19 protein-coding genes are annotated in these 22,187 nt (G+C 45.3%); 13 read left to right on the top strand and 6 right to left on the bottom strand.

Annotation, left to right across the window (positions count from 1 at the left end):
- Positions 1–3: 3 nt before the first annotated feature.
- From mrdA to lipA, 7 genes are all read left to right on the top strand, one after another.
- Positions 4–1,929 carry a penicillin-binding protein 2 gene (gene mrdA, locus NL647_RS22910; RefSeq protein ID WP_005447519.1) on the top strand — a complete coding sequence of 642 codons (1,926 nt, stop codon included), beginning with the start codon at positions 4–6 and terminating at the stop codon, positions 1,927–1,929.
- Entirely contained in the window at positions 1,929–3,050 is a 1,122-nt protein-coding gene (rodA, locus tag NL647_RS22915) for a rod shape-determining protein RodA (protein WP_005447521.1), read from the top strand. Before mrdA ends, rodA begins: the two co-directional genes overlap by 1 nt.
- Before the next feature lie 3 nt (positions 3,051–3,053).
- Positions 3,054–3,857, top strand: a complete 804-nt coding sequence (locus NL647_RS22920) for a septal ring lytic transglycosylase RlpA family protein (RefSeq protein WP_009697737.1) — start codon at positions 3,054–3,056, stop codon at positions 3,855–3,857.
- A 92-nt stretch (positions 3,858–3,949) separates the two neighbouring features.
- Positions 3,950–5,128: a serine hydrolase gene (locus tag NL647_RS22925; RefSeq protein ID WP_005447533.1), complete on the top strand. Its 1,179-nt coding sequence runs from the start codon at positions 3,950–3,952 to the stop codon at positions 5,126–5,128.
- Between the two features lie 126 nt (positions 5,129–5,254).
- On the top strand, positions 5,255–5,533 hold the full coding sequence (gene ybeD / locus NL647_RS22930) for a DUF493 family protein YbeD (protein ID WP_005384135.1): 279 nt from the start codon (positions 5,255–5,257) through the stop codon (positions 5,531–5,533).
- 176 nt (positions 5,534–5,709) lie between these two features.
- Positions 5,710–6,372, top strand: coding sequence for a lipoyl(octanoyl) transferase LipB (gene lipB / locus NL647_RS22935; protein ID WP_005447534.1), 663 nt, complete (start codon positions 5,710–5,712; stop codon positions 6,370–6,372).
- A complete protein-coding gene (gene lipA, locus NL647_RS22940) occupies positions 6,369–7,334 on the top strand; it encodes a lipoyl synthase (protein ID WP_005447535.1) in 966 nt (321 codons plus the stop codon). Before lipB ends, lipA begins: the two co-directional genes overlap by 4 nt.
- Positions 7,335–8,097: 763 nt before the next feature.
- Here lipA and glyA read toward each other — a convergent pair.
- Positions 8,098–9,348 carry a serine hydroxymethyltransferase gene (gene glyA / locus NL647_RS22945; protein WP_005440106.1) on the bottom strand — a complete coding sequence of 417 codons (1,251 nt, stop codon included), beginning with the start codon at positions 9,346–9,348 and terminating at the stop codon, positions 8,098–8,100.
- 347 nt (positions 9,349–9,695) lie between these two features.
- On the opposite strand from glyA, the gene NL647_RS22950 reads away from it, so the two are divergent.
- From NL647_RS22950 to NL647_RS22960, 3 genes are all read left to right on the top strand, one after another.
- Positions 9,696–10,298 carry a YitT family protein gene (locus tag NL647_RS22950; RefSeq protein WP_005447540.1) on the top strand — a complete coding sequence of 201 codons (603 nt, stop codon included), beginning with the start codon at positions 9,696–9,698 and terminating at the stop codon, positions 10,296–10,298.
- A gap of 90 nt (positions 10,299–10,388) precedes the next feature.
- The gene (locus tag NL647_RS22955) at positions 10,389–11,915 is read left to right on the top strand and encodes a winged helix-turn-helix domain-containing protein (protein WP_253650698.1); all 1,527 of its coding nucleotides are present in this window, start codon (positions 10,389–10,391) and stop codon (positions 11,913–11,915) included.
- 131 nt (positions 11,916–12,046) lie between these two features.
- Positions 12,047–12,946 carry a hypothetical protein gene (locus NL647_RS22960; protein WP_253650699.1) on the top strand — a complete coding sequence of 300 codons (900 nt, stop codon included), beginning with the start codon at positions 12,047–12,049 and terminating at the stop codon, positions 12,944–12,946.
- 98 nt (positions 12,947–13,044) lie between these two features.
- On the opposite strand, the gene treC is transcribed toward NL647_RS22960, so the two are convergent.
- From treC to gmhB, 4 genes are all read right to left on the bottom strand, one after another.
- Entirely contained in the window at positions 13,045–14,730 is a 1,686-nt protein-coding gene (gene treC, locus NL647_RS22965; RefSeq protein WP_253650700.1) for an alpha,alpha-phosphotrehalase, read from the bottom strand.
- A 93-nt stretch (positions 14,731–14,823) separates the two neighbouring features.
- A complete protein-coding gene (gene treB, locus NL647_RS22970; RefSeq protein WP_005440120.1) occupies positions 14,824–16,248 on the bottom strand; it encodes a PTS trehalose transporter subunit IIBC in 1,425 nt (474 codons plus the stop codon).
- A gap of 175 nt (positions 16,249–16,423) precedes the next feature.
- Entirely contained in the window at positions 16,424–17,371 is a 948-nt protein-coding gene (treR, locus tag NL647_RS22975) for a trehalose operon repressor TreR (protein ID WP_005447546.1), read from the bottom strand.
- 74 nt (positions 17,372–17,445) lie between these two features.
- A complete protein-coding gene (gmhB, locus tag NL647_RS22980; RefSeq protein WP_005447547.1) occupies positions 17,446–17,997 on the bottom strand; it encodes a D-glycero-beta-D-manno-heptose 1,7-bisphosphate 7-phosphatase in 552 nt (183 codons plus the stop codon).
- A 343-nt stretch (positions 17,998–18,340) separates the two neighbouring features.
- Between gmhB and metN the strand changes: the two genes are divergently transcribed.
- From metN to NL647_RS22995, 3 genes are read left to right on the top strand one after another with little or no spacing between them, the layout of a single operon-like run.
- Positions 18,341–19,375 carry a methionine ABC transporter ATP-binding protein MetN gene (metN, locus tag NL647_RS22985; RefSeq protein WP_017188438.1) on the top strand — a complete coding sequence of 345 codons (1,035 nt, stop codon included), beginning with the start codon at positions 18,341–18,343 and terminating at the stop codon, positions 19,373–19,375.
- Complete coding sequence (locus NL647_RS22990) at positions 19,365–20,042, top strand: methionine ABC transporter permease (protein WP_005432672.1); 678 nt, start codon at positions 19,365–19,367, stop codon at positions 20,040–20,042. The genes metN and NL647_RS22990 overlap by 11 nt, the downstream gene beginning before the upstream one ends.
- A 32-nt stretch (positions 20,043–20,074) precedes the next feature.
- Positions 20,075–20,884 carry a MetQ/NlpA family lipoprotein gene (locus NL647_RS22995; RefSeq protein ID WP_005447551.1) on the top strand — a complete coding sequence of 270 codons (810 nt, stop codon included), beginning with the start codon at positions 20,075–20,077 and terminating at the stop codon, positions 20,882–20,884.
- An 87-nt stretch (positions 20,885–20,971) separates the two neighbouring features.
- Here NL647_RS22995 and NL647_RS23000 read toward each other — a convergent pair whose 3' ends face one another.
- Complete coding sequence (locus NL647_RS23000) at positions 20,972–22,162, bottom strand: YibE/F family protein (RefSeq protein ID WP_239210975.1); 1,191 nt, start codon at positions 22,160–22,162, stop codon at positions 20,972–20,974.
- Between the last annotated feature and the right edge of the window lie 25 nt (positions 22,163–22,187).

The following is a 22,187-nucleotide window of genomic DNA, read 5'->3' on the forward strand; positions in this document are numbered from 1 at the left end:
TTAATGATTCGTAAACGCCGCAGTCAAATTCGAGATTACCAAGCAGAAGCGCGTCTATTTTCTAGTCGCGCTATTGTTGCATTTATAGGTATCGTAATTTTGATGGGCTTGCTGGTTGCCAACATGTACAACATTCAGGTGAACCAGTTCCAAGACTATAAAACCCGTTCTAATGACAACCGCATTAAAGTGGTTCCTATTGCACCAAACCGTGGTTTGATCTACGACCGCAATGGTGTTCTGCTCGCTGAAAACCGCCCCGTCTTTAACCTGGAACTGACCCCAGAAAAAATCAAAGACATTGACGGCACCATCAAAGAGCTACAAACCATCCTTGAAATCACACCAGAGCAAATCGAACGCTTCCAACGTGAGCGTAAGCGTACTCGTCGCTTCAAGTCAGTTCCGTTGTTGACTCAATTGGATGAAAACCAAGTTGCGGTTTTCTCTGTCAATCAATACCGTTTCCCGGGCGTTGAGATTAGCGCTACGCTAAAGCGTTACTACCCATTCAGCGAAGTACTGACCCATGTGATTGGCTATGTTTCTCGTATTAACGACCGCGACATGCAGCGCTTAGTGCGCGAAGAAAAAGACGCCAACTACCAAGCAACTCGTGACATCGGTAAGTTAGGTATCGAGAAGTACTACGAGGACCTATTGCACGGTACGGCGGGTTACCAAGAAGTGGAAGTAAACAGCCGCGGACGTGTCATTCGTACTTTGAAATACGTTCCACCTGTGCCAGGTAAAGACATCGTCTTAAACCTCGATATCAACCTACAGCTCTATGTGCATCAGTTATTAGATGGACGTCGTGGTAGCGCGGTAGTGCTCGACCCTCGAGACAATGGTGTATTGGCTATGGTTTCTAGCCCAAGCTACGATCCAAATGCGTTCGTACACGGGATCTCAGGTAAAGCATACCGAGCACTATTAAACGATAAAAACCGTCCATTGGTGAACCGCACAACGCTTGGCATTTACCCACCAGCTTCAACCATCAAACCCTTCATTGCTGTAGCGGCTCTGGAAGAAGGTGTTGTGACACCGAAAACCACCCGAAACGATCCTGGTTACTGGCGAATTCCAAATTCAGATACTCGTCCATTCCGTGACTGGCTACGTTGGGGTCATGGTCGCGTCGACATCATCAAATCAATTGAAGAATCCGTCGATACCTTCTTCTACCAAATTGCCTACGACATGGGCATTGATCGCCTATCGAATTGGATGATGATGTTTGGTTTTGGCGATTATACGGGCATCGACATTTACGAAGAAAGTAAGGCAAACATGCCAACTCGTGAATGGAAAATGGCTCGTCATAAAACACCTTGGTACAAGGGCGACACTATTCCTGTTGGTATTGGGCAAGGTTACTGGACAGCAACACCAATGCAGATAGCGAAAGCGACCTCAGTATTGGTTAACGAAGGCGCTGTAACAGCACCTCACTTGCTAAAAGCAACCATCGACAACGGTGGCGACTTTGAGGAGCAAGAAAGCTCTGAATACGAAACCTACCCTCCTATCCAAAATGTGCCAGACAAATACTGGAATATGGCGAAGGAAGGCATGCGTTTGGTTAACCACGGTCCAAAAGGTACTGCTCGTCGCTCTTTCTATAATATGGATTACCAAACTGGTGGTAAGTCAGGGACCGCTCAGGTATTTGGTCTTGCAGAAGACGAAGAGTACAACGCAGATGAAGTCGCAGAACACTTACGTGACCACGCGTTGTTTACCGGTTTTGCGCCATTCGATGATCCAAAAGTCGTCGTATCAGTGGTACTGGAAAACGCAGGTGGTGGTTCGAGTAACGGCGCGCCTGTTGTGAGAAAGATCTTCGACCGTGTCATCCTTGGTCCTGAAAAAATCGAGTCAGATGAAGAACAAAACAATGCGAAGAAAGAGGTAGCGCAGTGATGAAAATGGATCCCTCTACAGGCAAAAACCGTGCTCTGTTTGAACGCTTCCATATCGACTTGCCGTTGTTACTCGGCATCTTTGCTTTGATGGGCTTTGGTCTTGTCATCATGTACAGTGCCAGTGGTCAAAGTTTGGCGATGATGGATCGTCAAGCAATGCGCATGGTGCTGTCACTGGTTGTCATGATCGTATTGGCACAAATCTCGCCCAGAACCTATGAGAGCCTTGCTCCATTAATGTTTGTTGGTGGCGTTATTCTGTTGTTTGGCGTGCTCTTCTTTGGTGAAGCCTCCAAAGGCGCCCAACGCTGGCTCAATCTTGGCTTTGTTCGTTTCCAGCCCTCAGAGCTCCTTAAGCTTGCCGTACCTTTAATGGTGGCGCGCTACATCGGTCGTCAACCACTTCCTCCGACGTTCAAAACGCTCATTGTTGCACTAATCATGGTTTGTCTACCAACCATTCTTATTGCAAAACAGCCAGACCTTGGTACTTCAATTCTGATCGCCGCTTCTGGTATTTTCGTTATCTTCCTTGCGGGTATTAGTTGGAAAATCATTGCCGCAGCCGCCATTGCTCTAGGTGGTTTTATTCCTATTTTATGGTTCTTCCTGATGCGCGAATACCAAAAGGTACGTGTGCGCACTCTATTTAATCCAGAGTCAGACCCTCTTGGTGCCGGCTATCACATTATCCAAAGTAAGATTGCAATCGGCTCTGGTGGTATTTCAGGCAAAGGTTGGCTGCAAGGTACACAATCTCAATTAGAATTTCTTCCAGAGCGACACACTGACTTTATCTTTGCAGTAATCGCTGAGGAATGGGGTATGATTGGCTTCCTTTGCCTATTAGCCATCTACCTATTTATTATCGGTCGAGGTCTCTACCTCGCAAGCCAAGCACAAACAGCGTTTGGTCGAATGATGGCGGGCAGTATTGTACTCAGCTTCTTCGTGTATATTTTTGTAAATATCGGCATGGTAAGTGGCATCCTACCTGTAGTAGGCGTACCTTTACCGTTGATCAGTTATGGTGGTACTTCAATGGTGACACTGATGGCTGGTTTTGGCATTCTTATGTCGATCCATACACACCGAAAAGCATTCTCTAAGGCGACCTAGACCATGCAAAAACGCGCTTTATATTCCTTAGTTTTTTCTGCTTTGATTTTGGCGGGTTGTTCATCCACCGATCAAAAAACGCAGGAAGGACGTTATGAACTTGAATCTGATGTAGCTCCAGAAAAGCCATTATCAGTCGAGCACATTGAGGATGCGCACCCAAAATACGAACCATACAGCTTAGGTGGTAACAGCGATTACAACCTTCGAGGTTCAGACTACAAAATCGTTCGTGATGCAAAAGGCTTTACGGAAAAAGGTCGTGCCTCTTGGTACGGCAAGAAATTCCAAGGTCATTTAACTTCGAATGGCGAGATTTACGACATGTACTCGATGACTGCTGCGCACAAAACGCTGCCATTACCGAGCTACGTGAAAGTCACCAATACCGACAATGGTAAATCCACGGTTGTGCGAGTTAACGACCGAGGTCCTTTCCATGAGGGTCGCATCATTGATTTGAGCTACGCGGCAGCTTACAAGCTTGACGTAGTGAAAACTGGGACGGCGAACGTAGAGATCGAAGTCATCATGGTGGATAAACCGACCGATGAAAAGTCGTTAGCGGCCCATCCTAAGTACGTCATTCAGGTTGCTTCTTCAAAATATGAAGATCGAGCGCGAACTTTAGGCCAAGAGCTTGGTCAAAAGCTGGATACGGAAACTTTCTTGGAGTCCACGGAAGGTTCGTATCGCTTGTTGTTAGGCCCATATACTGACTATTCTCTGACGCAAGCCACACTGGATAAAGTAAAGTTGCTCGGCTATTCGTCCGCATTTATTAAAAAACACAAAACTGGCAAATGACCTTGGTGTCATGATTTTCTATGCAGAGCCCCTCTTACATAAGTGGGGATTCTGTTAAGATGTCGACAGTTAACCAAAAAATTTGAATTACCATGAATAAAAATAAGTTTGTGAAATCTATTCTCGTTTCTTCGGTTGCACTATCAGCAACCATCGCTCAATCTGCTTTTGCTTCACCAGTTGTTGTCCCAGATGCTCCTCAAATCGCAGCCAAAGGCTACGTACTTATGGATTACAACTCAGGTAAAGTTCTGGCTGAGAAAGAGATGAACACAAAATTGTCTCCTGCTAGTCTGACAAAAATGATGACCAGCTACGTAATTGGCCAAGAGCTAGCGCGTGGTAATATTTCAGAAGACGATGATGTAACTATCAGTAAGAATGCTTGGGCGAAAAACTTCCCTGACTCTTCAAAAATGTTCATTGAAGTTGGCACGACGGTAAAAGTAAAAGACCTGAACCGTGGCATCATCATCCAATCTGGTAACGATGCGTGTGTGGCAATGGCTGAACACATTGCTGGTTCAGAAGACGCATTCGTTGATCTAATGAATGCTTGGGCGGATACGATCGGTATGACGAACACGCACTTTGCGAACGTTCACGGTCTAGACAACCCTAACCTATACTCAACACCTTACGATATGGCACTGCTTGGTAAAGCACTGATCCGTGACGTACCAGACGAGTACCGTATCTACTCTCAAAAGAAATTCACTTACAACGGCATCACTCAGTACAACCGTAACGGTCTACTGTGGGATAAGAGCATGAATGTTGACGGTATCAAAACGGGTCACACAAGCAATGCTGGTTACAGCCTAGTAAGCTCTGCAACAGAAGGTCAAATGCGCCTAGTTGCGGTTGTAATGGGAACAAAAGATGCGAATGCACGTAAATCAGAAAGTAAAAAGCTTCTGAGCTACGGTTTCCGTTTCTTCGAAACAGTGGCACCTCATAAAGCGGGTGAAACTTTCGTAGAAGAAAAAATCTGGATGGGTAACAAAGACACCATTGCTCTGGGTCTTGACCAAGATACCTACGTAACCCTACCTCGGGGCGAAGCAAAGAACCTAAAAGCAAGCTTCGTACTTGAAAAAGAACTTGAAGCCCCAATTAAGAAAGGTGATGTAGTTGGTAAGCTATACTATCAAATTGATGGTGAAGATATTGCTGAGTACCCACTAATGGCACTGGAAACAGTAGACCAAGGCAGCCTATTTAGCCGCATGTGGGACTACATCGTATTGTTGTTTAAGAGCTTCTTCTAACAGTCGCTTCTGACCAACAAACAAGTCTACAAAGCCGCCAACTAGGGCGGCTTTGTTAATCTTGAGTTCACCCTAATTTGACTGTACTATTTCGCACCGCAACGAATACCAACTGGAGTTACCGATATGCTAACCATCAACTCTGATGCAAAATTGAAAGACCTGCTTGAGTTCCCTTGTTCATTTACTTACAAGGTAATGGGTCATGCAAAGCCTGAGCTTCCAGAGCTAGTTCTAGAAGTTATCCAGCGCCATGCTCCAGGTGACTACAGCCCAACAGTAAAACCAAGTGCTAAGGGCAACTACCACTCGGTGTCTATCAACATCACTGCAACGTCTATCGAGCAGGTTGAAACCCTATACAAAGAACTGGGTGAAATCGACATCGTACGCATGGTTCTATAATTTTTTGATAAATTAAATTTTTTTTGAAAGCAGCTTCGGCTGCTTTCTTTTTATTTATCATACAGATAATACAAACCACTCGAACTTTCAGTTAAAAATCTGTTACTCAGCTGTAGAGCATCAGGGTCATCCGGTTTATAATCCAAAAACTTTATATATTATCGACAGGAATTCCCATGCAACACCAACTTGTTGTGAAACGACTTGGACGCCAAGATTATGAGCCTGTATGGAAGGCGATGCATGAGTTTACTGACCAACGCACAGACGACACGCCTGATGAAGTTTGGTTGGTAGAACATAACCCAGTATTCACTCAAGGTCAGGCAGGTAAAGCCGAGCACCTGATTAATACCGGAGATATTCCTGTTGTTCAAAGCGATCGTGGCGGTCAGGTGACTTATCATGGTCCGGGTCAATTAGTCGCGTACTTCTTGATCAACCTACGTCGCAAAAAATTAGGAGTGCGAGATCTCGTTACGCACATCGAGAACCTCGTTATTAACACTCTTAAGGCATACAATATCGATTCTGCTGCACGACCTGATGCCCCTGGCGTTTATGTCGGCGGTAAAAAAATATGTTCTCTCGGACTTCGCATTCGAAAAGGGTGCTCATTCCACGGTCTAGCGTTGAACGTTAATATGGACTTAGGTCCTTTTTTACGTATTAACCCATGTGGCTACGAAGGAATGGAGATGGTTCAAGTCAGCCAAGTTGGCGGTCCTGAAGACATCGAAGCCGTGGAAAAACAACTAATACAAGAACTCGTTACTTTGCTTGATTACGAGCAAGTAGATTTCAGCACAGAAGCACCTTCTCAAGGTAACAAAGCATGAGCAAACCAATCCAGATGGAAAAAGGCGTTAAATACCGCGACGCCGACAAGATGGCATTGATTCCCGTAAAGAACATGCCAACAGAGCAGAAAGAAGTGCTACGTAAGCCTGATTGGATGAAGATCAAGCTACCAGCCGACAGCCAACGTATTCAAGACATCAAATCAGCAATGCGTAAGAACAACCTTCACTCTGTATGTGAAGAAGCGTCTTGCCCTAACCTAGCTGAGTGTTTTAACCACGGTACGGCAACTTTCATGATCCTTGGTGCGATCTGTACTCGCCGTTGTCCTTTCTGTGACGTTGCCCATGGTCGTCCTCTTGCTGTTGAAGCTGAAGAACCAAAGAAACTTGCGAAAACCATCGCAGACATGAAACTGAAGTACGTTGTAATCACTTCTGTTGACCGTGATGATTTGCGTGATGGTGGTGCAGAGCATTTTGCTAACTGTAACCGCGAAATTCGCGAACTAAATCCGCACATCAAGATTGAAACTCTGGTTCCTGACTTCCGTGGTCGTATGGACGTGGCACTTGATCTTATGAAAGACAACCCGCCAGATGTCTTCAACCACAACCTAGAAACCGCCCCTCGTCTTTACCGTAAAGCTCGCCCAGGCGCAAACTACAAGTGGTCACTGCAATTGCTGCAAAAATTCAAAGAGCAGCATCCAAATGTACCGACGAAATCAGGTCTAATGATGGGTCTTGGTGAAACCAAAGAAGAGATCGTCGAAGTACTAAAAGATCTTCGTGCACATGGCGTAACTATGCTGACACTTGGTCAGTACCTAGCACCAAGCCGTCACCACTTGCCAGTAGAACGTTACGTTCCACCTTCAGAGTTTGATGAGCTAAAAGAGATTGCACTAGAACTTGGCTTCACCCACGCGGCGTGTGGTCCATTTGTTCGCTCTTCTTACCATGCTGATATGCAGGCTCAAGGTATTGAAGTGAAATAAGCTCTCGCTTGTTTTGATAAGAAAAGGTTGGCTCTGTGCCAACCTTTTTTGTCTCCATAGAACATAAAGCATCGTCGTTCGAACAATAACCCTACTGGTTAAAACCAAACTCGCTATTTCGAAGAACCTACGAGATATCAGGATATCTTGTTTCAACACTCTCTAAGTAACAACGATAATTAGAAATTCCCTATCCCGCTCGTTCTTCACTTGTAGGGAATGACGACGTTGGGCTCTTGAGCAAATCAAAAGTATATTCAGAACCTAATAACCTCTTTCGTTTTCCACGCAAATACTCCCAAGTTTCCACATAACAACCTGTCTCTCAGAAACCAAAGCACGTCATTCCGAAGAGCCTAGGCGATATCAGGAATCTCATTTCAACACTCTCTAAGTAACAACGATAATTAGAAATTCCCTATCCCGCTCGTTCCTCACTTGTAGGGAATGACGACGTTGGGCTCTTGAGTAAATCAAAAGTATATTCAGAGTCTAATAACCTTTTTCGTTTTCCACTCAAATACTCCCAAGCCTCCACATAGCAAACTGTCTCTCAGAAACCAAAGCACGTCATTTAGAAGAGCCTAGGCGATATCAGGAATCTCGTTTCAACGCACTCTCTAAGCTGATATTTCCATACGCTAGAAAAACAAAAAGGTCCTCAAACGAGGACCTTTCATCAATCAAATTATCACACTGAATCGCAGAAATAGAACGAGTCAGCCTGTACTACTTTGCAAAGAAAGCGAATTTACACAGAGAACTATGCGTAAACTGGTAGACGCTTACAGATCTCTAGAACTTTCTGCTTCGTCGCTTCGATAACTTCCTCGTTGCCGATGTTATCTAGAACATCACACATCCAGTTTGCTAGCTCTTTCGCGTCATCTTCAGTGAAGCCGCGGCGAGTAATTGCTGGCGTACCAACACGGATACCAGACGTTACGAATGGGCTGCGTGGGTCGTTTGGAACCGAGTTCTTGTTTACTGTGATGTTTGCTGCACCTAGTGCTGCATCTGCATCTTTACCTGTAATGTCTTTGTCGATTAGGTCAACTAGGAATAAGTGGTTCTCAGTACCGTTAGATACGATTTTGTAACCACGCTCTTGGAATTGACCAACCATTGCTTTCGCGTTTTTCACTACGTTAGCTTGGTAGGCTTTGAATTCAGGTTCCATCGCTTCTTTGAACGCTACAGCTTTACCAGCAATAACGTGCATTAGAGGACCACCTTGACCGCCAGGGAATACCGCTGAGTTCAGCTTCTTGTACAGCTCTTCACCTTCGTTAGAAAGGATAAGACCACCACGAGGACCTGCTAGCGTTTTGTGTGTAGTCGTTGTTACTACGTGAGCGTGTGGAACTGGTGTTGGGTACTCGCCTGCTGCGATTAGACCAGCAACGTGCGCCATGTCTACGAATAGGTAAGCATCAACTTTGTCTGCGATTTCACGCATGCGTTTCCAATCAACGATTTGCGAGTAAGCAGAAAAACCACCGATGATCATCTTAGGCTTGTGCTCAAGCGCTAGCTGTTCCATCTCGTCGTAGTTGATTTGACCTGCTTCGTCGATACCGTAAGGAATAACGTTGTAGTGCTTACCAGAGAAGTTTACTGGTGAACCGTGAGTTAGGTGACCACCGTGCGCTAGGCTCATACCTAGAACTGTGTCGCCTGGGTTTAGAAGCGCCATGTAAACTGCGCTGTTTGCTTGAGAACCTGAGTGAGGCTGTACGTTCGCGTACTCACAACCAAATAGTTGGCATGCACGATCGATTGCTAGTGCTTCAGCTTTATCTACGTACTCACAACCGCCGTAGTAACGCTTGCCTGGGTAGCCTTCAGCGTATTTGTTCGTTAGCTGAGAACCTTGAGCTTCCATTACACGTGGACTTGTGTAGTTTTCAGAAGCGATAAGTTCAATGTGTTCTTCCTGGCGAAGAGTCTCTTCCTGGATAGCTGCGAACAGTTCCGCATCGTAATCTGCGATGTTCATATCACGCTTAAGCATCTGTATCTCCTGACTCAGATTGGTACTGAAAGTTGCAAAAAAACTGAATAACGACCTAACGCAAACGTTTTCGTCGACCTAATGGCGCGCATTCTACATAATTTGATCTAGGTCATAAAGAGAAATTTACAATTTTTCTCATGCAGTTTTTTCATGGTGACAAGCAAGAAATATCATGACGATGTTGCAATCGTTTAACCATGATTCCCTGACTGTCAATTTTGTGCTTTACACCCTGTAAAACAACAATTACATAGGTTTACCGCAAATTTTACCCTCTAGCTACCGAAAAGATCATCTTTTTACTACTATGCACGCCCGAATTATCACAAACGACTGCATATTAGATGGAAAAACACTCAAGAAAAGAAGACTGGATGGCAATTCTTACAGGTACCTTTTTGGTAGCTCAAGGCGTTTTCTTTCTCCAATCCGCGAACCTCTTAACCGGAGGCACAACCGGATTGGCTCTGCTTATTAGCCAATTTACACCTTTTACGTTTGGTGTGCTTTACTTTTTAGCCAACTGTCCTTTTTACTTGCTCGCATGGAAACGCTTCGGTCGTCACTTTGCCATTAACAGTGCAATTTCTGGAGCTTTGGTTTCTATCTTTGCTGATCACCTGTATTTACTGATTTCATTGGAATCAATCAACGAAATTTACTGCGCGGTAGCGGGTGGCTTGCTGATGGGCTTGGGTATGTTGATCCTATTCCGTCATCGTTCAAGCTTGGGCGGCTTTAACGTATTGTGCTTATTCATCCAAGATAAGTTCGGTATTTCTGTAGGTAAATCCCAGATGGCAATTGACGCATGTATCTTGTTTGCGTCTTTCTTCTTCGTCACTCCTTGGGTTATTGGGTTGTCGATACTTGGAGCCTTCGCACTGAACCTCGTGCTTGCGATGAACCATAAACCGCATCGCTATTCGGTGAGCTACGGCTCATAACCTTTCCATGATGATTGGAGCGCAATTTATAAGATTTTGCGCTCCAATGACTATATAATATCTCGCCATTCACTAATCACTCATGATGGTATGCGAGACTTTCTACAACAAGCCAAACAAACCAAAAGTCAGATTGCTATTGGCGAGCTTATCTACAATCCAGAGACTCAAACTCTGCATAAACAAGCAGTCAGTATCGATCTTGAGCCGCGTACCGTCGAGTTACTGGAACTGTTACTCACCAGTGTTGGACACCCACTCTCTGCTGAAACTATCATCGAGACCATTTGGCAAAGTAAGTTCATTTCAAAGAATGTCCTAACCAACCGAATCAGTACACTCAGAGCTTTGCTTCAAGAACACTTGCCGGAGCACGATGCAGCCAAATTGTTGGTCACCTACCCACGTAAAGGTTACTTCCTTAATCCAGCCAATATTCAATTGCTACCTCCAGCCCAGAAGGCTCAGCAAACCAAAGAACCTGCTAAGAGCAACCTTGCCCCTGCGTCTTACAAATTCAAACTTGTTTATGGCTTATGCGCCGCACTTGCGCTAATGAGTATTGGGCTTGGGGTGACGCTGTGGCAGCAGCAAGGCATTTCAACTCAGCAAACTCGAAACCAACTCTTGATCCCTAAGGTAGAGTTGTTGCTGAACCGAGTTGATGCTATAGGCACCACTGCTCGTGAGTACCGAACTCTAGTGAAAGCGATCTTGTTGCAGCAACAAGTCGAGTATCCTTATACCGATATCGCTAACCAAGATGCGCCGAGCTACTTTCTCGATCCAATTAATGAAACCCCTTATTTCCCTGGCGCACGAAACATGCAAACCAGCGATTATCAGCTCAACATTGAGCTAAAAGATGATTCCGCAGAAGGGGGACTCAAAGCGCAAATGAACCTAATTTACCCAGCGACGGGAAAATTGGCGTTTCGTAATCAATACGAGCTCCGTATCAGCCATCTACAATCAGATATCTTTCGTATGCATGCAGATATCGCTCAATACTTTAATTTGCCTGCACCTTCTCAGAGCAATTGGCAGTTAACCGATGCACACGAGAAGATGCTACTGGATGAGCAATTCTCAATGGATGGTATTAAAAACATGGATGAGTTTACTGCCATCACGATCGCTCGCCATCTCGCGTTGTACGAACAAAATCAAACCAAACTCGAAGGGTTTCTTTATCAAGTACAGTCCGAGTTCGATGCCTTACCCGATGAGCTGAACTTATGGATGGGTATCCTCAATTACAAACTCGGCAATCTCGATAAGGCGAAAACCTTATTGACGACACCGGCGGGAGACTCATTAATTCAGAATGCCCTGATTTACACTTTTGTATCTCATATTGCCTACAAGCAAAATAAGCTTGATCAGTTCCGCTTAAATTACATGGAATCGCTCGTAGCTCTTTTACGTGTTATGCCTTCTGAAGAGTTATTCAGTCGTTTGTCTCAGCCGGAATCGAAAGAAACCTGCTTACAGCCTTGGAAGAAGTTGCGTGTCAGTATTAAAGAAAAGGAAATTGTGATGCGCTGGAAGGCATTAATTGAAGAATACTGCACCAATATCGAAGAAGATATTAACCCAGAAAAAACAAAGACCTAAATATAAAATTAAGCTTTCATTTAACTCTATTAGTTTTTGTTTTTTGCCCTTTTTCTCACTCAAAACTTAGCATGGCGACATTCAAATAACGGCTCGATTTATCAGCCTTCTAAAATTAGGAATGTAAACTCATGCTTAAAAAAATGACGCTTCTCGCAGCAGCTACGATCGCACTTTACGGCTGTGGAGGGGGCGGTTCTTCTTCTGGTTCTACAAGCGAAAGCAAAGGTCCACAATCAAGCTTCGACTACCCAATCCAAAACTCATCTTTCAAACCTGAAGCAAGTACAAAGCTTCACTACGTCACTTCTGCTGACGGTCAACAGGGCGAACCTATAACAATAAGCTTTGAGCCAATGGCTGTTCAAAAGCTTATCGACCGACTACGCGACACCCAGCAAGATGACCCTTTTATTCCCGTTATCCAACTTCTGGAAAACAACGGCATTACACAGTTCTACCTAGACAGTAGCGAGCAAGAAGGTAATACCATTTACTTTGCTGGTATTGACGGTGCGCTGCATGAAGTTACCGACCTTTATCTCATTGACTCTCTATCCAACGTCATGATGCTGAACAGCAGCCCTCTATTTCGGTTGGAGGGGTCAACGGTGAAAGAGAAGGATCCAAACATTGATATCAGCAAACATCTTGTATCTGTAATCGTAGATTTGTCAGGAGAGCAAGTGAAACGCATGCTTGATTCCTTTGATGATAATCCTTGGGTAAACGCGTTAGCTGATAACGCTCAGTGTAAAACCACTTGGAGCCAACAAGTTGGGGAAACAGGTGCCCGTAAGACGTTTAATGTCTCCGGTAAATCGGTTGAAGCGGCATACCTAACCGAGAAAAATACTTATAACCTTGTATGTGACGGTATGGAATTGATCGATTCAAAAGAGTTTGAGAGTTCTGCTGAACGCTGGTTTAACCCAACTCTAGGATTCATTGAGCAAGTAGAACTGCTAAAGAGTGAACAGATTCAAGTGAGAGAAACGAAAGTAACTTTGAATAAGATCGAAAACGCTTAATTCAGCCATCAAATCTTATTTAGATAAAAAGCAAAGGCTTTGGGGAGCACTCCAAAGCCTTTTGTTTAGGACCGAAATCCTTAGGGGAAGCTTAATTTTTACTCTTCAATCAGCAAGATGCGAGTTTCGTAAGGACGCAATACCTGATGACTAGAAGCAATCGCGCTGGTCGCATTTTGGTAGTTGGAAAGCAGGTTCTTGGCTTTACTCATATCAAAACGATCTGGTAGTACACACTCCGCTTCTTCACCGTAGTAGTTGTTGATACATAGTAGCGTTTGCTTATCGTTCTGACGTGCGTAAGCAAAAATACGTTTGTGCTCTGGCAGCAAGTCCTCGTAACGACCATCAGTGATTACTTGAACCTGTTTACGCAGTTCAATCAGACGTTTGTAGAAGTAGAACACCGAGTTCAAATCAGCAATCGCGGCTTCCGCGTTGATTGCAGAATAGTTCTGAGCCACCTCTAGCCACGGCGTGCCTTCAGTAAAACCCGCATGTTTCGCGCTGTTCCATTGCATTGGGGTACGTGAATTATCACGCGACTTCTGCGCCAAAATCGCCATCATATCGTTGTGAGATACACCATCGCGATTGACCATGATGTCGTACATGTTCGTGCTTTCAACATCGCGATATTGGCTGATTTCGGTGTAGCCCGGGTTGGTCATGCCGATCTCTTCACCTTGATAAACATAAGGTGTGCCTTGCATCATGTGTACCGATGCCGCAAGCATTTTGGCAGATTCAACACGGTATTGTTCGTCGTTACCTAATCGGCTCACAACGCGTGGTTGGTCGTGGTTACACCAAAATAGCGCACCCCACCCTTTGCCATTTAAACCAGTTTGCCAATGGTTGAAGATCTGTTTCAGTTGGATGAAATCAAACGGCGCTTTCGTCCACTTATCACCATTTGGGTAATCAACTTTTAGGTGGTGGAAGTTGAACACCATTGATAGCTCTTTGCCATCTTGCGCTGAATACTGCTGACAATGCTCTAGCGTGGTGGAAGACATTTCACCCACCGTCACGCTACCGTACTTTTGGAACACAGCTTCGCTGATCTCTTGAAGATATTCATGTACGCGAGGGCCGTCAGTGTAGAAACGGCGACCATCACCAATATCATCACTTGGAAAATCTTGTTGCTTGGAAATCAAGTTGATGACATCTAGACGAAAACCATCCACACCTTTCTCTGCCCAGAAGCCAATGACTTCTTTGACTTCTTCACGCACTACCGGGTTTTCCCAGTTTAGGTCCGCTTGCTCTTTAGCAAAAAGGTGCAAATAGTACTGACCCGTTTTTTCATCCAACGCCCAAGCGTTGCCACCAAACTTAGATTGCCAGTTGTTTGGCTCTGCGCCATCAACCGGATCTTTCCAGATGTAGTAATCACGGTATGGGCTGTTTTTATCACCCAATGCCGATTGGAACCACTTGTGTTCTGTCGAAGTATGATTCACCACGATATCCATGATGATTCGAATACCCAGCTGGTGAGCCTCAGCCAACAGGGTATCGAAATCTTGCATGGTGCCGAAATCTGGGTTGATCGCATAGTAATCGGAAATGTCATAACCGTTGTCGATCATTGGTGATTGATAAACCGGCGTCAGCCAAATCGCATCCACACCAAGGTGTTTTAGATAATCCAGCTTAGAAATGATCCCTTTAATATCGCCCGTGCCTTTACTTCCACTGTCACAAAAGCTTTTTGGGTAAATTTGGTAGATGGTTGCGGTTTTCCACCAGCTCTCATCATGCTTGGTCATTGCCATTTCTAACGCTCACTTACCATTAAACGGAAACTTAAAAATCTTAAAAAAATAGAGGAGATAAACGAGGCAGCCAAATCACTGCCTCAGTTTGAATTACGCGTTAGCGGTTTCTAACTCGCCTTTCATCTGTGCGCGCTTATACAACACAAGCGTCAGCGCGACTGGGACGACAATCGCCACCAACATCGCCAGAGCAAATACGCCCCAGAACTGCGGTTGGATAGACAAGATGCCCGGCAAACCGCCCACACCGATGCCGTTAGCCATCACACCTGCACTACCACAGATAGCAGCGGCAATCGCACTACCGATCATCGCGCTCAGCATTGGGAATTTGTATTTCAAGTTGATGCCGTACATCGCTGGCTCAGTCACACCAAGGTAAGCAGAGATAGCCGCAGGCACCGAGATATCACGCTCACCGTGTTTTTTACTGATGATAATGATGCCGACTACTGCAGACGCTTGAGCAATATTTGAAAGTGCAATCAAAGGCCAAATTGGCGTGCCACCTAGCTCTTGCATCAGTTGAAGATCAACCGCGTTGGTGGTGTGGTGAATACCGGTAATTACCAATGGCGCATATAGGAAACCGAAGATGGTTGAGCCAATCATTGCGAAGTCACCCGTCATGGCTGCTTTTGCTGCGAAAGCAACGCCGTCACCCAACATACGACCAAATGGACCAATGATAGAGTGCGCAAGAATCACAGACACGATGATAGAGACAAACGGCACGACCACTAGGTAGAGGTAAGAAGGAATGATGCGTTTTAAGTTGGTTTCAATAAACGCCAGAGCCATACCAGCAAGCATCGCTGGAATCACTTGCGCTTGATAGCCCACTTTCTCGATGGCGAATAAGCCAAAGTCCCATACTTCAGGCACTTGCTTACCAATTAAATAGGCGTTCATTAACTGTGGCGAAACCAGAGTCACGCCCAATGTGATACCCAGAATCGGAGTACCGCCAAGCTTTTTCACTGTCGACCAACACACGCCAACCGGTAGGAAGAAGAAGATCGCCTCACCAATTAGCCATAGGAAAGAGTGTACCGTTGCCCAAAACTGGCTGATTTCCGTTAGCGTTTGACCATCAAACATCTTGATGTCGCCAATCACGTTACGGAAACCAAGAATCAAACCACCGGTGATGATCGCTGGTAGCAGTGGTACAAAGATTTCAGCAAGGTGGGAAATACCACGCTCAACGATGTTCATGTTTTGACGAGCAGCGTTCTTAGATTCATCTTTGCTCGATTCACTTTTGCCGCTAAGCTCTATCAGTACTTTGTAAACCTCATCAACTTCAGTGCCGATAACGACCTGAAATTGACCGGCATTGGTAAAGCAGCCCTTCACCATAGGCAGTGCATCTAACTGTTTTGTATCGGCTTTGTCAGTGTCATTCAACACGAAACGCAAGCGAGTTAAGCAGTGGCTTACACTGGCAATATTGTCCGATCCCCCGACCAGCTCAATAAGACGCTGTACATCTTGACGCGCAATCTTACTCATAACTTTGTCCACCCTGTATTGGATACATTCAATTCATCGTTTTATTTTTATAATGGGAACATTCCCACTCGATGATTTTAATATTGCCATTTCGCATTCAAAAACAAAATGGGAACAGTCCCATTAATTGAGAATGATCACAGTATAATTTTAGAGCAGATCATCGAAAGGAGGATTAACGACGGATAGGCTGCTGGGTAAAATGCACCACAGACTCATCACCATTTAATTGATTAATCAGCATGTTAGCAGATTTTTCACCAGCATGAGAGTAGCCTGGATCTACGCTGAAGACATTCGGGAAGAGAAAAGAAAGTAATTCGTTACCACCGACACCGGTAACCACCACATCTTCACGTCCCACTTCTTGCAGACGTTTAATCACACCTAGAGCGATGGTATCACTGGCACAAACAATGGCTTGTGTATCGGATTGAAGAACGTGATCCACCAGCTGATACGCACTTTCGTGGCTAAGCTTGCCAGTTTTAAAACATGGTTCGATGCGCTTTTTCTCACACCAAGCTTGGTAAGCATTTAGGCGAGCGAGACCCGTGGTACGGTCTTCTGGATCAACACCAATATAGGCAATACGAGAAATAGATTGTTGTTCCAGGTGGAAGAGCGCCATATCGATAACGCCTTGGTTATCGTAGTTGATCGAGGAAACCATTTGCGTGTCCATCGCGATCACGACAATGCGATTGCCCCAATCCGCCAAAGCTTGTTCATCACACCCAGTAAAACCAAACACGATCACGCCATCGACATTGCGACGTTTGAGCACATCCAAATGTTCATTGGTTTTATCGCGATCGAACTGGCTCTCCATGATCACCACGTCATACCCTGCCGAGTACAAAGCGTTGAGCATGGTACCAACGGCGCGGTTCTCTGATGGCGAATCCAGACGAGAGATGATCACACCGATCACCTTTTGGCTGCCGCCACGCATCGACTGAGCCGATTTTGAGGGCACATAACCTGATTCACGAATGATTTGCTCTACCTTCTCACGCGTTTGCGGTTTTACCTTGGGATCATTGGTAAGCACACGACTGACCGTCGACTTGCCCACGCCAGCCAGTTTCGCGATATCAAGAATGGTGAGTTTTTTGCTCATAAGTATTCAGACTAAAAGAAGGAATCAAACAAAAGGGAAGCAGCGGCTTCCCTTATCTCAGTCAGTAATGAAGATTACTTGTTTAGGTACGCAGGCACGTCTGCAATGCTATCTAATACTACCGTTGCAATCGCTTCGCCTTGTTCTGTTACTGGTTTACCAGTGCGAACCAAAATCTTAGTGCCAACGCCTGCCGCTTCTGCTGCCATCATGTCTTCGGCTTTGTCTCCGATCATCACAGATTTCTCCATGTCGATCTTCAAGAAGTCACGCGCAGAAATAAACATACCTGGTTTTGGCTTACGACAATCACAATCTTGCTTGTACTCGCCAATGCCATGCTCCGGATGATGCGGGCAGTAGTAGATGCCGTCGAACTCAACGCCATTATCAGCGAAGTTCCAGTCCATCCATTGAGTCAGAGACAAGAAACGGTCTTCGCTGAATTTACCACGTGCAATGCCAGATTGATTGGTCACAAGCACCAGCAGGTAGCCTTTATCTTTCAGCGCTTTTGTCGCTTCAAAGACACCGTCAATGTACTCAAAATCATGTTCGTCATGAACGTAGCCGTGGTCAACGTTGATCACGCCGTCACGGTCGATAAAAACAGCAGGTTTTGCCAAAACGTATTTCTCTATTTACTCGGTTTTATCAGATTATTACATACCTTATAAGTACTCACACTATCTAATTGGTGCGAGTGGGCGACAAAACAGTTGATTTGTCGCCCGAGAATCGGTAAATCTTGAGTATCCCTCTTATATATGCCCTTCCGCCAAACATTCTCTGTTTTCCTTTCCCAACAGAACATCCATACATTTAGACGTCTAGACGTAAAAATATCTATTGACTTAATACTACTTAACCCATAGCATCAACTGAGAATTGAGATAGAGTTCAAAATTTACTCCTGTTAAAAGCCGTTTTTAACAGCGAAGTTCCCAGTATCTCTGTGCAGGTTGAAACATGATAGAAATAAAAAACGTCAATAAAGTGTTCTACCAAGGCAGTAAGGAAATTCTTGCCCTTAAGGACATTAATCTAGATATCGCGAAGGGCACCATCTTCGGTGTTATTGGCTCATCGGGCGCGGGTAAAAGTACCCTAATCCGCTGTGTGAACATGCTGGAAGCCCCGACATCGGGTTCCATCATCGTAGATGGCGTTGATCTAACCAAATTAAGCAAAAAGCAATTGGGAGAAACTCGCCGTAACATCGGGATGATCTTCCAACACTTTAACCTGCTGTCGTCTCGCACCGTTTTCGACAATGTCGCACTCCCTCTTGAGCTAGCAGGCAAAGACAAAGCGCAAATCACAACAAAAGTGACTGAGCTACTTAAACTCGTTGGTCTTTCAGACAAGCATGAAAGCTACCCAGCAAACCTAAGTGGTGGTCAAAAGCAACGCGTGGCGATTGCACGTGCACTGGCATCAGACCCTAGCGTTTTGCTGTGTGACGAAGCAACCAGTGCGCTGGACCCAGCAACAACTCAATCCATCTTAGAACTACTAAAAGAAATCAACCGCAAGCTAGAAATCACCATTCTACTGATCACTCACGAAATGGAAGTGGTTAAGAGCATCTGTCACGAAGTGGCGATCATCGGTGATGGTGAACTAGTGGAAAAAGGCACCGTTGGTGAAATCTTCGCGCATCCGAAGACTGCACTGGCGCATGAGTTCATTCGCTCTACTTTGGATCTTTCTATCCCAGAAGATTACCAAGCACGCTTACAAACTACGCGCGTAGAAAGCAGCTACCCATTGATTCGCTTAGAATTTACTGGCGCAACCGTGGATGCCCCTCTGATGACGCAAATCGCTCGTAAGTACAACATCGACGTAAGCATCCTAAGTTCTGATCTGGATTACGCTGGCGGCGTGAAGTTCGGCATGATGGTCGCAGAGCTGTTTGGTAACGAAGAAGACGATAACGCAGCGATTGAGTTCTTGCGTGAGCACAACGTGAAAGTAGAGGTACTTGGCTATGTCCTTTAATACGATTTCTGAATGGCTGAGCCTAAACAGCAACCTACTTTTGGGCGCAACATGGGAAACCCTATACATGGTTGCGGTTGCTGGCATCGTTGGTTTTGCTGTTGGTATTCCACTAGGCGTAATTTTGCACACCACTAAAAAAGGTGGCTTGCTGGAGAACACTAAACTTAATCGCGTGCTTGGCGCCATCGTTAACATTGGTCGCTCGGTTCCTTTCCTAGTGCTGATGGTTGCGATTATTCCAGTAACCAAACTGTTGGTTGGCACCTTTATCGGTACAACAGCAGCGATTGTTCCTTTGACTATCGGTGCAATCCCATTTGTGGCGCGTCTCATTGAAGGTGCACTGCTGGAAGTACCATCAGGTTTGGTTGAGGCTGCACAATCTATGGGCGCAACACCAACACAAATCATCACAAAAGTTCTGCTTCCTGAAGCAATGCCGACTATTGTTAACTCAGTAACGATTACCCTAGTAACACTTGTAAGCTACTCAGCAATGGCGGGTACGGTAGGCGGCGGCGGTCTTGGTGACGTAGCTATCCGTTATGGCTTCCACCGTTACGACGTAGTCATCATGGCAGTAACGGTCGTGATGCTGATTGTTCTAGTACAAATTATTCAGTCTATCGGTGATGCAATCGTACGCCGTGTAGACCACAGATAAGAATTGAAAATACCAATTATAAGGAGATAAAGATGAAATTTAGCCTTAAGAGTCTTTTGACTGTTGCAACTGCCGCTTCTGCACTGGTTCTTGCTGGTTGTGGTGACAAAGAAGTCGACGTGAATAAAGTAAAAGTTGGCGTAATGGCAGGTGCTGAAGCTCAAGTTGCGGAAGTTGCAGCAAAAGTTGCTAAAGAGAAATATAACCTGGATGTTGAGTTGGTTACCTTTACCGATTACGTAACACCAAACGCAGCACTAGATGATGGCTCAATCGACGCAAACGCGTTCCAACACAAGCCATACCTAGATCAGCAAGTAAAAGATCGTGGCTACAAGCTAGTAACTGCAGGCAACTCTTTCGTATACCCTATCGCTGGTTACTCTAAGCAAGTGAAATCAGTGGATGAAATCGAAGATGGTGCTCGCATCGCGGTTCCAAACGATCCAACTAACCTAGGTCGTTCTCTTCTACTTCTTGAGCAACAAGGTCTGATCGAACTGCGCGATGGCGTTGGTCTATTGGCAACAGTACGTGACATCGTAGGTAACCCGAAAAACATCACTATCGTTGAACTAGACGCAGCACAGCTTCCACGTTCTCTTGATGACGTTGCGGTTTCTATCATCAACACAACTTACGCAAGTTCAATTGACCTAACACCTGAGCGTGACGGTATCTTCGTAGAAGACAAAGAGTCTCCATACGTAAACCTTATCGTTGCTCGTGAAGACAACGTTCAAGCAGCTAACGTACAAAACTTCGTGAAAGCATACCAAACAGATGAAGTTTACGAAGCAGCGAAAGACATCTTCAAAGGTGGTGTAGTGAAAGGTTGGTAATCCCCTCTTTCTACAACACTTGAAACTTAAAAAGGGCGCTCATCGGAGCGCCCTTTTTGCATTTGTTTTCATTGCGGTTTTATATCGCTAGAACAGCTGAACTTCGTCTTGCTCAAGCTTCTTTTGCTCCTGTTCTTGCTGCGTATCCACTTGCGGATGTTTAAACACATAAGGCGCTAAAAACGCAGTAAACGGGATAGTAAGCACAATGCCTACACTGCCCGCTAACGCATTCACCACTGCAAGTCCCACCAGCGGCATATTCATAAACTGGCTCGCAGGCATGTTAAGCCCCCATACCATCATGATGGTTGTTAACGATCCACCAGCAAACGCCAAAATCAAGGTGTTGGTCATGGTGCCCATGATGTCTCGACCAATGTTCATCGACGCTCTAACCAACTGCTTTGGTTTGAGTTTCGGGTCGGTTTGTTGCAGCTCCGCATACGCCGATGCAATCGAAATCGCAACGTCCATAACAGCGCCAAGTGCTGCAACGACAATCGTCACGAACATCAACCAACGGATGCCCATCTTTACCGACGTTAGGTAAATCACGTCTTCGCCCTTGTCGAGGTAAATGCCCGACAAGTGCGCCATTTCACCGAACCACTGCGCCATTACACCCGCGGCGATCACACCCAATAATGTGCCGCCCATGGCACATAAACTCTTACGGTTATAGCCAGAGACGAGAATAAAGCTGACTACAATGATCACCACCATCAATAAGATGCTGACCAACATCGGATTCCAACCCGCAAAAATACTCGGCACCAACACGCCAACAATCAATGCCGCAGTAAAATAGAGCGCGACCATGGAATTGATGCCCTCTTTCTTGCCAAAGCTCAGTAACAGCGCACAGAACAGCACAAGCATCAGGTAAATCGCGTCTGAGCGTTTGTGGTTATACGCCCAATAAACAGTGCCATTGGTGGTTTCGCGGATCATCATAATGAAAGTATCGCCTTCACCAACGTACACATTGTGCTGGCGACTAAGAGGATTGGTGACTTCCACCTCTAAACCTTTGCTCTCTCCCTCAAGGATTTTTGCCATGAAGACTTGCTTACCAGTCATCACATCCGGCACAAGCGGATCAGGCGCAACATGGTTTGAAATCGAACGAGTGACGGTCGCTTCAACAAACTCTTGTTGCTGACGAGATTTAGGACGGAAATCTTCACTCCACGACGACGAAAACTGAAAGATAAGCGTGGAAATAAGGGTAATCAGTAGGGTAAAACCCCATCGGTTATAAATTCTTTTGATCATGAAGCGCTCTTCTACATCACTCACT

The organism is Vibrio sp. Y29_XK_CS5 (assembly GCF_024181835.1).
GTDB lineage: Bacteria > Pseudomonadota > Gammaproteobacteria > Enterobacterales > Vibrionaceae > Vibrio > Vibrio harveyi.

Coding starts and splice junctions, on each gene's coding strand:
- NL647_RS23000 (WP_239210975.1), bottom strand. CDS start 22,162: ATGATCAAAAGAATTTATAACCGATGGGGTTTTACCCTACTGATTACC.
- lipB (WP_005447534.1), top strand. CDS start 5,710: ATGCAACACCAACTTGTTGTGAAACGACTTGGACGCCAAGATTATGAG.
- ybeD (WP_005384135.1), top strand. CDS start 5,255: ATGCTAACCATCAACTCTGATGCAAAATTGAAAGACCTGCTTGAGTTC.
- mrdA (WP_005447519.1), top strand. CDS start 4: ATGATTCGTAAACGCCGCAGTCAAATTCGAGATTACCAAGCAGAAGCG.
- glyA (WP_005440106.1), bottom strand. CDS start 9,348: ATGCTTAAGCGTGATATGAACATCGCAGATTACGATGCGGAACTGTTC.
- NL647_RS22925 (WP_005447533.1), top strand. CDS start 3,950: ATGAATAAAAATAAGTTTGTGAAATCTATTCTCGTTTCTTCGGTTGCA.
- rodA (WP_005447521.1), top strand. CDS start 1,929: ATGAAAATGGATCCCTCTACAGGCAAAAACCGTGCTCTGTTTGAACGC.
- NL647_RS22955 (WP_253650698.1), top strand. CDS start 10,389: ATGCGAGACTTTCTACAACAAGCCAAACAAACCAAAAGTCAGATTGCT.
- NL647_RS22995 (WP_005447551.1), top strand. CDS start 20,075: ATGAAATTTAGCCTTAAGAGTCTTTTGACTGTTGCAACTGCCGCTTCT.
- treC (WP_253650700.1), bottom strand. CDS start 14,730: ATGGCAATGACCAAGCATGATGAGAGCTGGTGGAAAACCGCAACCATC.
- NL647_RS22990 (WP_005432672.1), top strand. CDS start 19,365: ATGTCCTTTAATACGATTTCTGAATGGCTGAGCCTAAACAGCAACCTA.
- NL647_RS22960 (WP_253650699.1), top strand. CDS start 12,047: ATGCTTAAAAAAATGACGCTTCTCGCAGCAGCTACGATCGCACTTTAC.
- NL647_RS22920 (WP_009697737.1), top strand. CDS start 3,054: ATGCAAAAACGCGCTTTATATTCCTTAGTTTTTTCTGCTTTGATTTTG.
- treR (WP_005447546.1), bottom strand. CDS start 17,371: ATGAGCAAAAAACTCACCATTCTTGATATCGCGAAACTGGCTGGCGTG.
- treB (WP_005440120.1), bottom strand. CDS start 16,248: ATGAGTAAGATTGCGCGTCAAGATGTACAGCGTCTTATTGAGCTGGTC.
- metN (WP_017188438.1), top strand. CDS start 18,341: ATGATAGAAATAAAAAACGTCAATAAAGTGTTCTACCAAGGCAGTAAG.
- NL647_RS22950 (WP_005447540.1), top strand. CDS start 9,696: ATGGAAAAACACTCAAGAAAAGAAGACTGGATGGCAATTCTTACAGGT.
- lipA (WP_005447535.1), top strand. CDS start 6,369: ATGAGCAAACCAATCCAGATGGAAAAAGGCGTTAAATACCGCGACGCC.